The following is a 13,151-nucleotide window of genomic DNA, read 5'->3' as shown; positions in this document are numbered from 1 at the left end:
GCTCTTTAGCTGTTAAGCCTCTACACCAAATATCTTGTTTGAGTTTTTTGTGTAATTTTCCCCAAATCGTACGCTTGCTGTAAACTTTTTTCCCAATTAGCCACCTCTACCCCGTCAAATGTCATATCGTACAAAACTGCATAGGACAGGTCTTTCATTTTAATCAATTCTTGATAAATTATGCCACGCAGACATTCAGTTAACTCTAGCTTTGAGACCCCTAAATCAACTAGACGATCAACAACATGATGCTTATCTTTTGCATGAACTGTTGAAAATACTAAGTGTCCAGTTAATGCCGCACGAATTGCCATTTCCGCAGTGACCTTGTCTCGTATTTCGCCAATAATCAATAAATCAGGTCGGTGTCGTAAACAGACCTTGATTAACTCAAAATAAGTCAAGCCAATCGCTTCATTCACCTGACACTGTAAAAACTGTGTATCCTCAATTTCAACAGGATCTTCAATTGTAATAACCTGTTTACCATCAACACGCTGCAAATGTTTGGCAAGAAGATACATTGTTGTTGATTTACCAGCACCGGTTGGTCCTGAGAAAAGGTACAGTCCATTTAAACCGACAGCCCGTTTAATTTGCTGGCGCTGATTTGGCAAAAGATACTTGAGGTCTGCCTTTTTTGACCAATCATACAACAAGCGGATCACCAAAGTTTCCCGATTCATAAAATCAGCAACAGTAGATAAACGGATACGACATTGATGCTTTTCGGTTAATTTTATTTTACCGCTGCCGACTTGTACGCGGCGTTTTTCAGACACGTCCATACCGCCCAAATACTTAAAGTATAAAATTAGTCGTTCGCCTTCTTCTACCGATAGTTTCTGATAAAGGCTTGTCTGTTGATGATATCTGAATGAAATTTGATATTCTTCCTTGCCCGCAGGTAAAACATAGATATCACTGATCCGCTGTTTTTCTCCTTGTAAGATGATCCGACGCGCCATTTTTTTTACCGACATGACATCCTCCTTTCATCATAAATATTCGAAATTATTTAGATATTCTTTTTCAATCAATCGATTGGATAATAAAAAAACCCCTTTTTCAAGGAGTTTTTCAATCAAATTGTTAAATATCAGCAGAAGTAAAGACTTCTGACACATCATCATCTTCTTCTAAGGCATCAACAATAGCCTCAATTTTATTTTTATCTGCATCAGAGACTTCTATCAAATTTTGTGGGACCATGGTTAATTCAGCTTGTGCTAATATTAATCCTTGCACTTCAAGAGCATCTCGTACATCCGGAAAATCTGCTGGTTCTGTGTAGATTTCAAATACTTCATCAGATGTAAGCAAGTCTTCCGCACCAGCATCAATCACTGCTGACAGCATAGCATCTTCATCTAAATCAAGACCTTCACGTTCAATAGCGATATAACCCTTTCGGTCAAACATGTAGGCCACTGAGCCCGACTCACCCATTGAACCGCCGTGTCGTCTAAAAGCAACCCGTACGTTAGTTGATGTCCGATTGCGATTATCCGTTAATGTATGAACTAAAATTGCAACGCCTGCAGGACCATACCCTTCATAAATGACTTCATCATAGTTTTCACCTTCACCTGATGATGTTGCTTTCTTTATGGCCCGATCGACATTATCATTCGGCATATTAGCCGCTTTGGCTTTATCTAAAACTAATCGTAACGAAGGGTTAGCGGTTGGATCAGGGCCTCCATCTTTGGCAGCCATATAGATTTCACGTGATAATTTTTGAAAAACTTTACCGCGTTTCGCATCTTGTGCGCCTTTTCTACCCTTGATATTGTTCCACTTTGAATGTCCTGACATTCTAATCCCTTCTTTCTAATTAGTTGACTCTTCTACATTTTACCATATATTTGTCTACAAATTACAGAAATTATGATTTACGCTTTGATTTAACTTTCCCTGTTTTTAGCCAGGTAATCAGCATCACCAGAACACAAGCTGTTAACGCTCCAATGCTGTCTAACGCAACATCTTGAAACAGCGGCGTCCGTCCCCCGGTAATCATTTGGTGAAACTCATCTAAAGCTGCATAACCCGTTGCACTCAGCCAGCCGAATAACCCTGAAATAAATAAACTTCTTGTTTTATGATATAACACTAAACACAACGATCCCCCCAACACAAAAAATGTCAGAAAATGTGCTCCTTTTCGAATAAAAAATTCTACAAATTTAAAATAACCATCCGCTTCAATGCTCACAGGTGAACCACCATATGAAAATGAAAACTTTGATAAAAAGCCTTTAAACGGCTCATTTTTTAATACCTTTGCTAGCAAAGACACTTGTGACTGCTGTTCATACGTTTGTGACGAACTAAAAAATAAAACAATCATCACAGCCATAGCAATAAGTAAAAATAATTTTTCTTTTGAAATATGTTTCATCAAGTCACTCCTTATAGTATACCTATCTTAACCTGTCAGTTCCCTCATTTCAATGACTAGTGCAGATAAGATAAAATCATGTATAATGATAATAATATTAGAAAGGGGTTATATATTCATGACATATTCAATCACTTGGGACTTAGATTCACTATTTGACGGCGGAGTCGAGTCAAAAGAACTATCTGATCGGCTATCACTACTTGACACACAACTAAAAGAATTTGACGGCTTAGTAAAGAACTGGAATGTTGAGGCCGACACTCCGAATTTTGCTGATTTCAATCAGATTTTCTCAACAATCGAAACAACACAAAAAGGCTTATCTCAATTAGTCAGCTACGTAACAGCTATTCAGTCTGCTGATGTTACCAACAAAAAGGCTGGAACTATTTTAGCAGCAATTTACGGTAAAATTACCGAATTTGACAACAGTCATATTATTTTAGTTAAAAAATTAACTGGAATGTCTGATGACGCTTGGAAACAGCTACTTGCAATTCCGCTGCTGCAAGAGCAAGGTGTAGCATTTAATTTAAATGAAATGCGAACACGCGGTCAGCGGCTATTAAGCGAAGCTGAAGAAACGATTATCAACCAATTGACCAATGACGGCTTAACAGGTTGGAGCACACATTATGATACAATTGTCGCTCAAATAACCATTCCTTTTACAGAAAAAGATGGTACAACACTGGACTTATCGGCGGGTCAAGCATTCAACCGCATGATGGGAGATGCCGATGCCAACGTCCGTAAAGATCTGTTTAATAAATGGGAAGCGGCTTGGGCCAAAGAAGCGCCTATTTTAGCCGACACGCTAAATCATTTAGATGGTTTCCGTTTAACAACCAATAAACTCCACGGTATTACCGATCATCTGGAAATCCCTTTAGAATATAACCGCATGTCTAAAAAAACACTGCAAGCTATGTGGGGAGCAATCAGTGAAAATAAACAACCTTTCGTTGATTTCTTAACACGCAAAGCTAACCTGTTTGGTAAAAAGCGTATGGAATGGCAAGACCAAGATGCTCCTGTCTTAATTGGTGACTTTAAAGAAAAGCGCTACTCTTTTGACCAAGCCGCTGAATTTATTATTGAAAACTTTAATAAATTCAGTCCTAAAATGTCTGATTTTGCAAAAAAAGCGTTCGAACAATCATGGATTGAAGCTGAAGATCGTCCTGGCAAACGTCCTGGCGGCTATTGTACCGGACTCCCAGAAAGTCAAGAATCACGTATCTTTATGACTTATGGTGAATCAATCAATGAAGTAGCAACACTTGCACATGAATTAGGGCATGCCTTCCATTCTCATGTGATGTGGGATTTACCAACTATCAGTCAGGATTATGCAATGAACGTTGCTGAAACAGCAAGTACTTTTGCAGAATTAATCGTTGCCGACGCTACCTTGCAGCAAGCAGCTTCAATTGAAGAAAAAGTTAATCTATTGGATATTAAAATCCAAAATTCCATTGCCATGTTTATGAATATCCATGCACGTTTTATCTTTGAAGATAATTTCCATAAAAAACGTAAAGAACAGCTACTGACAGATGAAGATATCACAGAATTAATGGTTGCAGCTCAAAAAGAATCTTACTGCGATTCGTTAGCAAGTTACCATCCGCATTTCTGGGCAAGTAAATTGCACTTCTATATCGATTCTGTACCGTTCTATAACTTCCCGTACACATTCGGCTACTTATTCAGTATGGGAATCTATGCCTTTGCGAAAGAAAAAGGTACGAACTTTGAAGACGATTATATCGCCTTACTCCGTGATACTGCGTCTATGAACACTGAAGAACTCGCAGAAAAACATTTAGGTGTTGATTTAACTAAAGCTGATTTCTGGCAAGCTGGAATCAACATGATTAAAAAAGATGTCGCTGAGTTTATCGAGTTAACCAACGATTACATTAACTAAATGAACTGCTGAAAAGTCTGAAAGATATCTTTCAGACTTTTTTTAATACACTGAAAAACTGTCAGGAAAATTTCCATCAACTTTCTAACTATGATACACTTTGACTAACTTATTTTGACAGTTTAGGAGTGAATTTTTTTGTCTAAAAATAAACGCATCACACTTTTTTTCAGCAGCGTCATTCTCTGTTTTTTAGGCGGTTTAGTTTTTGTTTCGCTGTCTTCTCAACTGTACCAGCAAGATACACTGGCACAAGTAATCCACGTGAAAAATGAACCGCCGAAAGCAGTCACTGACGAAAAAGGGAATAAGGAGTCACATATCACCCAACAATTGACAGTTAAACTGCTTAATGGTTCTTTAAAAAATCAGACATTTGACATAACCAATACCTTTTCCGCTTCTCAAATAAAGAATCAGCAGTATCGCAAGGGGAATAAACTATTCGTTACCGGCACACAGAATCCTCTTCCCAGCCTAACAATTGTTGAGGCCAAACGTGATACATCTCTGTTTGTATTGACTTTGCTGTTTGTCTTACTGCTTTTCATTGTCGCTGGTCGACAAGGCATATTTACGTTTATCAGCTTATGCTTAAACAGCGTATTAATCGGCACAGCACTTTTAGTATATCGCAGTCAAAATGACCAATTATTACTTCCTCTATTTTTAATAATTAGTCCCGTACTGATTTTCAGCACATTATTTTTATTAAACGGTTATTCAAAGAAAACAAAAATCGCCGGGATTGCAACACTTTTCGGTACGTATTTAACCTTCTGTATTGGTTTTATTGTTATTACTTTATTACAGCACAAGGGATTGCATTATGAAGAAATGGAATTGATTACACGACCTGCACATACAATTTTTCTAACCAGTCTGTTTATCGGCTGCTTAGGCGGTGTAATGGATATCGCAGTCACCATTACATCATCTTTGACTGAGATAGCTGCAAATAATTCAGCTCTTAACCAACAAGATTTGAAACAAGCGGGCTATTCAATTGGCAGTGAAATCACTGGTCCCATGATAAATATCATGATTTTTTCTTACTTAAGTGGCGCCATCCCCCTAATCATTATTTTTTTAAAAAATCAGATGTCTTTTAATTATACATTTTCCATCGTTCTTTCCCTTGAATTGGCTCGAGCATTAGTCGGCAGTATCGGGATTGTTTTAACCGTTCCGATTACCATTTTTTTAGCAAGTCGCATATTATCTTCAAAAGTAAAGGAAGGAAAAATATGAGTGTCAATTTACTATTGCTGTTAGTCCTCGGCGGTCTGATGTGGTGGATTGGTGGACGCACAGGTATCAATACCTTCATTGTTTTAATTATTAATCTATTCATCATGTTTACCGCCGTTATTTTAATCCACTGGGGATTTTCTGTTTTTTGGATAACCTTATCAGCGAGTATTTTAATCAGCGCCATGAATCTGTTTGCTATCAACGGGTATCATCCCGCAACAAAGTATGCCTTTCTCAGCAGCCTGATAGTTTTACTCTTAATGCTCGGAGTCATCTATTTAGCCGTCACAACGATGCATCTGCAGGGGTTACCAAGCGAAGAACTAATGGAGATGGACATGTACTCTTTAGATATCGGTGTGTCTTTTGTGTCAGTCAGCGTATCCGTTCTAATTATGAGTCTCGTCGGTGCTATTAATGATGTCGCTATTTCCATTGCTTCCGCGCTTTCAGAAGTAAAAAAGACATCCCCTAGCATCTCGCAAAAATTGTGGTATCAATCCGGAATAACGATTGGCAAGGATGTTTTAGGGTCAACACTGAATACACTTATCTTTGCTATCGTTGGCGGACAGTTGGCTGTTTTTATCTGGATCACTGATTTAAATTACTCCTTAACTGCTTTATTCAACTCTAAACTGATTGTCACCGAATGGGTTAGTATTATAATCAGTGGTATTAGTATTATTTTAACCATTCCGATTACAACTTACCTGATGACCAAACAAGAAACAACCGATAATGAATGAAGTAGCCTTATCTTATATTTTTTTGTTATTCACACACTAATAAACAAAATCATCCAGCTGTTCAATAATCTGAATAGCTGGATGATTTATCTTATTTAACTCAGTACAACTTCTTTTTTCTTTTTAACTTTATAATATATCTCACCTTTGGCAGAACCTAGAGTGATAGTATCACCAGCTTCTACTTCACCTGAAAGCAGTACTTCACTTAAGCGATCTTCCACTTCTTTTTGAAGTGCTCGGCGAATTGGCCGCGCACCATATTCTGGGTCAAATCCTTCTTTACTGATAACATCAATTGCTCCGGCTGTCATTTTTAGCGTAATATCTTGCTCCGCTAATCGGTCCACAATCGAACGACTCATTATTTTAACAATTTCATGAATTTCTTCCTTACTTAATTGATGGAAGACAACTGTTTCATCGACACGATTTAAGAACTCCGGACGGAAAGCTTTTTTCAATTCTTCTAAGATACGTGATTTCATCGCTTTATAATCATGGGAGGCATCAGCAGAACCAAAACCAACTGTTTTTTCATCTCGCAGTGATGTAGCACCGATATTGGATGTCATCACAATTACAGTGTTTTTGAAATCAACTTTACGTCCTTTCGAGTCTGTTAAGTGTCCATCATCCAACACTTGTAATAAGACATTAAAGACTTCAGGGTGTGCTTTTTCAACCTCATCAAATAGGATAACCGAGTAAGGGCGACGACGAATTTTTTCAGTTAGCTGACCTCCCTCATCATGTCCAATATAACCCGGAGGCGATCCGACTAACCGACTGGTTGTGTGTTTTTCCATAAATTCTGACATATCAATCCGAATCAACGCATCTTCCGAACCAAACATTTCTTCAGCTAAAGTTTTAGCCAGTTCTGTTTTACCGACACCTGTTGGTCCTAAGAACATAAATGAACCGATAGGTCGTTTAGGGTCTTTTAACCCGCTGCGTGAACGACGAATAGCTTTTGAAACAGCAATAACCGCTTCGTCTTGACCAACAACACGTTGATGCAGGACAGATTCTAAATCTAAAAGACGATCGCTCTCCGTTTTTTCAACTTCTTGTAACGGTACTCCAGTCCACTGAGAAACCACTTTGGCAATATCTTCATCCGTTACTTGCGTTTGATATTCATTTGACTTAGGTCCATGTTTCTCTACCATTTTTTCTAATTTAGAAACAGCTTTTTTCTCTTCTTCACGAATAGCTGCAGCATCTTCAAAATTAAGTTGACGAATAGCCTGATCTTTACGCCCGATGATTTCTTTCACCAATAATTCTTGTTTACGCACCGGTGTTTCTTCTGCTGATAAACGTAATTTGGCATGCGCGGCTGCCTCATCAATTAAATCAATTGCCTTATCCGGTAATTGACGATCTGTGATATATCGTGCAGACAAGTGTACAGCAGCTTGAACAGCTTCATCTGTAATTCGTACGCGGTGAAACTGTTCATATCGTTTGCGTAGTCCTTGTAGCATCTGTTCCGTTTCATCTGCCGTTGGTTCTTCAATCATAATCTTGGCGAAGCGTCGCTCAAGAGCAGCATCTTTTTCGATGTATTTTTGATATTCATTTAATGTTGTCGCACCAATTGTTTGTAATTCTCCACGAGCCAAAGCCGGCTTCATGATATTTGATGCATCAATAGCACCTTCAGCCCCACCTGCACCTATCATCGTATGAATTTCATCAATAAACAAAATAATATTTCCTTCATTATAGATTTCATCTATCATCTTTTTCATACGGCCTTCAAATTCACCACGATACTTGGTACCAGCAACAACTGAGCCCATATCAAGCATCATCAATCGTTTATCTAACATCTCTTCAGGGACATTGCCATCTGCAATACGTTGTGCAAGTCCCTCTACAATTGCTGTTTTTCCGACACCTGGCTCACCTACTAATACGGGATTATTCTTTGTGCGTCGAGATAACACTTGAAGTAATCGATCAAGTTCAATTTGACGCCCAACTAAAGGATCCAGTTTACCACGACGAGCTGATTCAGTTATATCACGAGCTAATGAATCCAACATCGGTGTTTTTTCATTTCCCATATTATCTTTCTTCACTCGTTGACGACCATTATTTGCTTCTTTATCAATACCAATACGCTTGAATAACTCTTTGCGCATCATACCTAAATTAATTTGCTCATTAATCAATATCTGTGTCGCAGCAATAATTTCATTACTTAACATTGCTAATAAAACATGCTCTGTTCCAATACCTGTGGCATCCAGTTTTCGCGACTCATCTTCAGAAAACTTCAGCAACTGTTTAGCACGTGGTGAATAGGGTAGTAATTCACCTAAACGAATCGGCTTATTATCTGAGTACGGCATTTCTTCAAAAATAATATCCAAAACACGATCTGGTGTTACTGAAAAATCGTCTAACACCTTACCAGCAATACCTTGACTTTCTCGAGCAAGTCCGTAAAGAATATGCTCTGTTCCTACTGTATCTTGATGTGTCATCTTTGCAGATTCTTGTGCATACGCTAAAGCCTGTTTTACGCGTTGTGTAAATAATTCATCTCTCATATACGTCACTCCCCATCTTCATAACTAAGATGCTCCAATAGTTCCAGCATCATTTGTGCTCTCATCGTACTGCCACCATTTAACGAAAGCAAACTTTTTGAATTTAACAGCACCATAAAAAAATGCATTTCTCTGGCAGATATCCAACCGTGAATAAACAACTGATTCAGTAGTGCTTTTGTATCACTTTCTGTCAACTCTGAACCGATTAATTCAGTAAAATGTGTTAAATCATCACTATTTGCTAACAACTCTATTTTTAAAATACGAATATAACCGCCACCACCACGTTTACTTTCCACTTTATAACCTTTAGGAATCGTAAAACGTGTATTAATTACATAATTAATTTGAGACGGCACACAATCAAATCTTTCAGCAATTTCTGAGCGCCTTATTTCAATCTGATTAGTGGCTGCTAGAATTTCTTTTAAATACGACTCAATCATATCAGACATATTTCGATTATCCATAAACACACCACCTTTATTGACTATATCTGACCTTTATTATATCAGATAACCCTATCCAAGTAACAGTAATTCGATTGCTTATAAAAAATTTTAATAGTTATTAAAAAAGACCTGTACACCAACTACAGATCTTTTGACTTAATCTACTTAATTTTCTTGTCCATATGTGCGTGACTGCCCATATGTCCCAAACTTCTCAATCACATCATCTAATTGTGTGTCAGTTAATACCACTGGTGTCCCAATGGCTTTTGTTCGGTAATACAACTTTGCCATAAATTCAATATCTTTGGCTATAGAAAATGCATCGCATAAATCTTTTCCAACAGCAATCGTCCCATGATTACCTAATAATAACCCTTTGTCTTCACCAATTGTATCAAAAACTACTTCAGCTAGTTCCGGTGTTCCAAACGTTTCATACGGACAACAACGAATTCTTTTTCCTATCGACCCAATAATATAATGGATTGGTAAAATATCTTCTTGCAAACACGCAAAAACTGTAGCATATTCTGAATGCGTATGAACAACCGCATTTACATTGTGAGTATTTTGATAAAAAATTCGATGCATGTCGTATTCACTTGATGGTTTTCGATCTCCTTCAATAACATCCCCATCCAAAGTTAATACAGTAATATCTTGTGGTGTTGTTTTATGGTAGGGAATTCCGCTAGGTGTGATCAGCATCACTTTATCTTTTCGAACATAGATACTTAGATTTCCGCCAGTTCCTGTTGTCAACCCTTCATCTAACATTTTATTTCCGTAGTCTACCAATTGCTTTCGTAATTCCATGTATCTCATAGTGCACTTCCTCTTAATAAAATTGTGTCACATCTGTTTCAAAATAGCTGCCTAAACTAAAGGGCGAATAGATTCCTTTGTCCGTTACAACCCCGCTGATTCTAGTCGGCGGGGTAATATCAAATGATGGGTAAATTGCTTTGACATCAGGTAAAGCAATCGGCGTACCCCGAAATGTCAAAACTTGCTGCGGATCCCGCTGCTCAATCACTATGTCTTCACAGCTATACTTATCTTGGTCCGGAATTCCCGTCACATAATACGGGATACCATAATGCTGTGCTAACAAAGCAATTTGATTCGTACCTATTTTGTTAGCAATATGACCGTCACGAGCAATCGTATCAGCTGCTGATGTATACACATCAATATTTTGTGTTTCCATCGCATAGGCGACCATATTATCTGTAATCAGTGTTGTGTCAAATCCCAAATCCGCGGCACAACTTGCAGTCAAGCGGGCCCCTTGCAAATAAGGTCTTGTCTCTGCACAAATAATTTTTAAATCATTATTCGCATTTTTAGCTGCACGCAGTAACGTACCGACTATCGTTTCACCAAAACATTGTGTTAAAACCGTTCCATTATCAGGTATCTGTTTTAACAAATAGTGTCCGACAATATCCATAATCGAGTAGCGGCGATTTAACGAAGCCACGGTAGTTTCAACAATTGCTTCAACTGGATTTTTGTCATGCTTAAGAGCTTGCTCCCCCGCATGTAAACAATTGGTTGTAATCTGCATCATGCGATTTGCCGTCGTTGGTCGGGCATAACCGATAGTTTCAGCTGCCTGTGTTAAATAGGTTATCTGCTCTTGTTCTGATTTACCTCGTGCTTCATAAGCTGCCAAAGCCATCCCCATGCCTGCTGCCGTATAAGGTCCAGCACTTTGTGTTACCATATCATGAATTGCTTGTGCCACTTCTTGATGCGTCCGACATTCGACAAAGATGGTCTCTGTCGGATAAATCCGTCGGTCGAGAATTCTAACTTTGCCATCTTCGTACCAAGCAACATTTTCATATTTCAATAAAAAAGGCATCCCTTCATCTGCTCGCAACATATCATCGTCCCTCTTTCTGTGTATTCAAACATGTGATAACATCCTGTCCTGATACAAATGATTTCCGCTGAACAATCAGCTGAGTCGCAATCACCAATAATTTACGTTCCATTGCTAGTTTATCAATCGAATCTGGTACTGTCGTTAACTCTGCCACTTTCGAATCACCAATAACTCGGCGAATAATTTCTGTGCCTGTGTACCCTAAAGCATCCGACATTACATCAGCTAAATATTTTTGCCGATAAATCGTACTTTGATATAAAGACAGTTTAACCTTTTCTTGATATAGTTGATTAAGTTTCTGATAAACCAAATCAAATACATCACTAATTGTAATAACTAACCATTTTTCAAATTTTCGGTCAGTTTGATAATATTGATTCTGAATATAAGGAAAAATTAAATGTGCTAATACATTGCCGATATCATAACCCGCTGGCCCATAAAAGGCAAATTCAGGATCGATTACCTTCAGACCTTGTTCATTTATAAAGATTGAACCCGAATGTAAATCTCCATGCAGCAAAGATTGACTATTATTCATATATTGATCACGCAACTGTGCAACTTCGTTTATTAGTTCAGTATTCTGATAGATATTTTTCAATACAAATTCTTCGTTTCCAGATGTTATCACATTACGCTGTTTATAATCATTATATGGCTCTGTAAATACTAAATCCTCACTAATATCGCACATATCAATATTAATAAATTCTTTCAAGCGTTCTTTCTTTAACTTAGACACACACGCATGATCCGTCGTATTTAAGAGTGTCTCAGCTAAAAAATCGCTGATTTTTTCAGCAAGTGTTGGAAATATTAATCGCTTTGCTAATTGATGCCGTAAATTTTTATAAGCCGAAATATTTTCCATAATAATAACGGCATCTTCCTCATTATAATAGTAAATTTCAGGAACAGCATTTGGAACAAATGTATGCTCAATCTGTAAAGCCTTAACTTCAATACGATTACGGTCAATGCTTAACGGGCGGCCTGATGAACGCAAATACTGGTCTGAGTATTTAACAATACAACTGATATCCGTTTTTACTTCTGTTACGCTGAATACATAGTTAATATTGCCATCGCCAATTTCTTCAACTAATAACAGTGCATCAGGTGCAAATAAATCAGTGTTAGCTTTTACATAACTCTCCAAACTATCAATACTAAATTTCTCAGACATTTTACCAACCCTCTCAAATAAAATCATTTCAAACAACTAAAAAAGCATCCACGCTAAGAATAACTTAACATAAATGCTTTTACACTAAAACCTAACGCACCCAAGAGGAGTCGAACCCCTAACCTTCTGATCCGTAGTCAGACACTCTATCCAATTGAGCTATGGGTGCAGTTCATAATGTTGAGGAGTGAAATTTGACTAAGCAAAATGATTAATTTTTCTCAAAATTATTTGATATTAATCACATCTACTTTTAAAATAAAGCAATAACATACTAACATCTTCAATAAATAAATATTTTACATCATTATGAAAAAACATAAAACTACTTCTCATTGATAATAACACCTATCAACTATATTGTCTAGTACAATTCAAAACAGATATTTTGTCTAGCTTAATTTGACAAATGAAATCTATTAAAAATAAACAAGATAAATATCTCCAAATTCCATTTTCTATCGAACTCATAGAAAGTTATATATAATAAAATTAAACTAATCAAAAGAATAGCTTACGGATATAGAAGCTTTTGAAATTATATATAGAATATTACTTAGTTTTAAAGACAATCAAAACCTCCAGTGTGAACTGGAGGTTTGTTCTTCGGCTGAAAGCCTCTATTGCCGGCCTGAGCCTAAAAGGCTCACTGAAAAAGTCTCCCTTATGCACCACATTCACTCGCTGATCCTAAAAG

General features: G+C 37.4%; 11 protein-coding genes and 1 tRNA gene. 3 read left to right on the top strand and 9 right to left on the bottom strand.

The window, feature by feature from the left end; translation table 11 throughout:
- Positions 1-20: 20 nt before the first annotated feature.
- The 3 genes from comGA to CBF37_RS03110 form a co-directional block, all read right to left on the bottom strand.
- On the bottom strand, positions 21-983 hold the full coding sequence (gene comGA, locus CBF37_RS03120; RefSeq protein ID WP_125983265.1) for a competence type IV pilus ATPase ComGA: 963 nt from the start codon (positions 981-983) through the stop codon (positions 21-23).
- Between the two features lie 109 nt (positions 984-1,092).
- Positions 1,093-1,818 (bottom strand): YebC/PmpR family DNA-binding transcriptional regulator, encoded by a 726-nt coding sequence (locus CBF37_RS03115; protein ID WP_125983264.1) that lies wholly within the window; start codon positions 1,816-1,818, stop codon positions 1,093-1,095.
- A gap of 70 nt (positions 1,819-1,888) precedes the next feature.
- Positions 1,889-2,404 (bottom strand): VanZ family protein, encoded by a 516-nt coding sequence (locus CBF37_RS03110; RefSeq protein WP_125983263.1) that lies wholly within the window; start codon positions 2,402-2,404, stop codon positions 1,889-1,891.
- 118 nt (positions 2,405-2,522) lie between these two features.
- Between CBF37_RS03110 and CBF37_RS03105 the strand changes: the two genes are divergently transcribed.
- The 3 genes from CBF37_RS03105 (at position 2,523) to CBF37_RS03095 (ending at position 6,343) form a co-directional block, all read left to right on the top strand.
- Complete coding sequence (locus CBF37_RS03105; RefSeq protein WP_125983262.1) at positions 2,523-4,340, top strand: M3 family oligoendopeptidase; 1,818 nt, start codon at positions 2,523-2,525, stop codon at positions 4,338-4,340.
- Positions 4,341-4,478: 138 nt separating this feature from the next.
- Positions 4,479-5,591 (top strand): YibE/F family protein, encoded by a 1,113-nt coding sequence (locus CBF37_RS03100; protein WP_165866620.1) that lies wholly within the window; start codon positions 4,479-4,481, stop codon positions 5,589-5,591.
- On the top strand, positions 5,588-6,343 hold the full coding sequence (locus tag CBF37_RS03095; protein ID WP_125983260.1) for a YibE/F family protein: 756 nt from the start codon (positions 5,588-5,590) through the stop codon (positions 6,341-6,343). Before CBF37_RS03100 ends, CBF37_RS03095 begins: the two co-directional genes overlap by 4 nt.
- 95 nt (positions 6,344-6,438) lie before the next feature.
- On the opposite strand, the gene CBF37_RS03090 is transcribed toward CBF37_RS03095, so the two are convergent.
- From CBF37_RS03090 to CBF37_RS03065, 6 genes are all read right to left on the bottom strand, one after another.
- Positions 6,439-8,910, bottom strand: a complete 2,472-nt coding sequence (locus CBF37_RS03090; RefSeq protein WP_125983259.1) for an ATP-dependent Clp protease ATP-binding subunit — start codon at positions 8,908-8,910, stop codon at positions 6,439-6,441.
- Between the two features lie 5 nt (positions 8,911-8,915).
- Positions 8,916-9,383 carry a CtsR family transcriptional regulator gene (locus CBF37_RS03085; RefSeq protein ID WP_125983258.1) on the bottom strand — a complete coding sequence of 156 codons (468 nt, stop codon included), beginning with the start codon at positions 9,381-9,383 and terminating at the stop codon, positions 8,916-8,918.
- Positions 9,384-9,530: 147 nt separating this feature from the next.
- Positions 9,531-10,193 (bottom strand): L-fuculose-phosphate aldolase, encoded by a 663-nt coding sequence (locus CBF37_RS03080; protein WP_125983257.1) that lies wholly within the window; start codon positions 10,191-10,193, stop codon positions 9,531-9,533.
- Between the two features lie 13 nt (positions 10,194-10,206).
- Positions 10,207-11,259: a s-methyl-5-thioribose-1-phosphate isomerase gene (locus CBF37_RS03075; protein WP_125983256.1), complete on the bottom strand. Its 1,053-nt coding sequence runs from the start codon at positions 11,257-11,259 to the stop codon at positions 10,207-10,209.
- Position 11,260: 1 nt separating this feature from the next.
- On the bottom strand, positions 11,261-12,454 hold the full coding sequence (gene mtnK / locus CBF37_RS03070; RefSeq protein ID WP_240626651.1) for an S-methyl-5-thioribose kinase: 1,194 nt from the start codon (positions 12,452-12,454) through the stop codon (positions 11,261-11,263).
- A gap of 95 nt (positions 12,455-12,549) precedes the next feature.
- Positions 12,550-12,623, bottom strand: a tRNA-Arg gene (locus CBF37_RS03065).
- Positions 12,624-13,151: the final 528 nt, after the last annotated feature.

The sequence above is a fragment of the Vagococcus vulneris genome (assembly GCF_003950515.1).
Classification (GTDB): domain Bacteria; phylum Bacillota; class Bacilli; order Lactobacillales; family Vagococcaceae; genus Vagococcus; species Vagococcus vulneris.
Note: the sequence above shows the minus strand (reverse complement) of the source record. Positions and strands in the feature narration are given on the sequence as shown.

Coding starts and splice junctions, on each gene's coding strand:
- CBF37_RS03075 (WP_125983256.1), bottom strand. CDS start 11,259: ATGTTGCGAGCAGATGAAGGGATGCCTTTTTTATTGAAATATGAAAAT.
- CBF37_RS03115 (WP_125983264.1), bottom strand. CDS start 1,818: ATGTCAGGACATTCAAAGTGGAACAATATCAAGGGTAGAAAAGGCGCA.
- comGA (WP_125983265.1), bottom strand. CDS start 983: ATGTCGGTAAAAAAAATGGCGCGTCGGATCATCTTACAAGGAGAAAAA.
- CBF37_RS03110 (WP_125983263.1), bottom strand. CDS start 2,404: ATGAAACATATTTCAAAAGAAAAATTATTTTTACTTATTGCTATGGCT.
- mtnK (WP_240626651.1), bottom strand. CDS start 12,454: ATGTCTGAGAAATTTAGTATTGATAGTTTGGAGAGTTATGTAAAAGCT.
- CBF37_RS03095 (WP_125983260.1), top strand. CDS start 5,588: ATGAGTGTCAATTTACTATTGCTGTTAGTCCTCGGCGGTCTGATGTGG.
- CBF37_RS03080 (WP_125983257.1), bottom strand. CDS start 10,193: ATGAGATACATGGAATTACGAAAGCAATTGGTAGACTACGGAAATAAA.
- CBF37_RS03090 (WP_125983259.1), bottom strand. CDS start 8,910: ATGAGAGATGAATTATTTACACAACGCGTAAAACAGGCTTTAGCGTAT.
- CBF37_RS03085 (WP_125983258.1), bottom strand. CDS start 9,383: ATGGATAATCGAAATATGTCTGATATGATTGAGTCGTATTTAAAAGAA.
- CBF37_RS03105 (WP_125983262.1), top strand. CDS start 2,523: ATGACATATTCAATCACTTGGGACTTAGATTCACTATTTGACGGCGGA.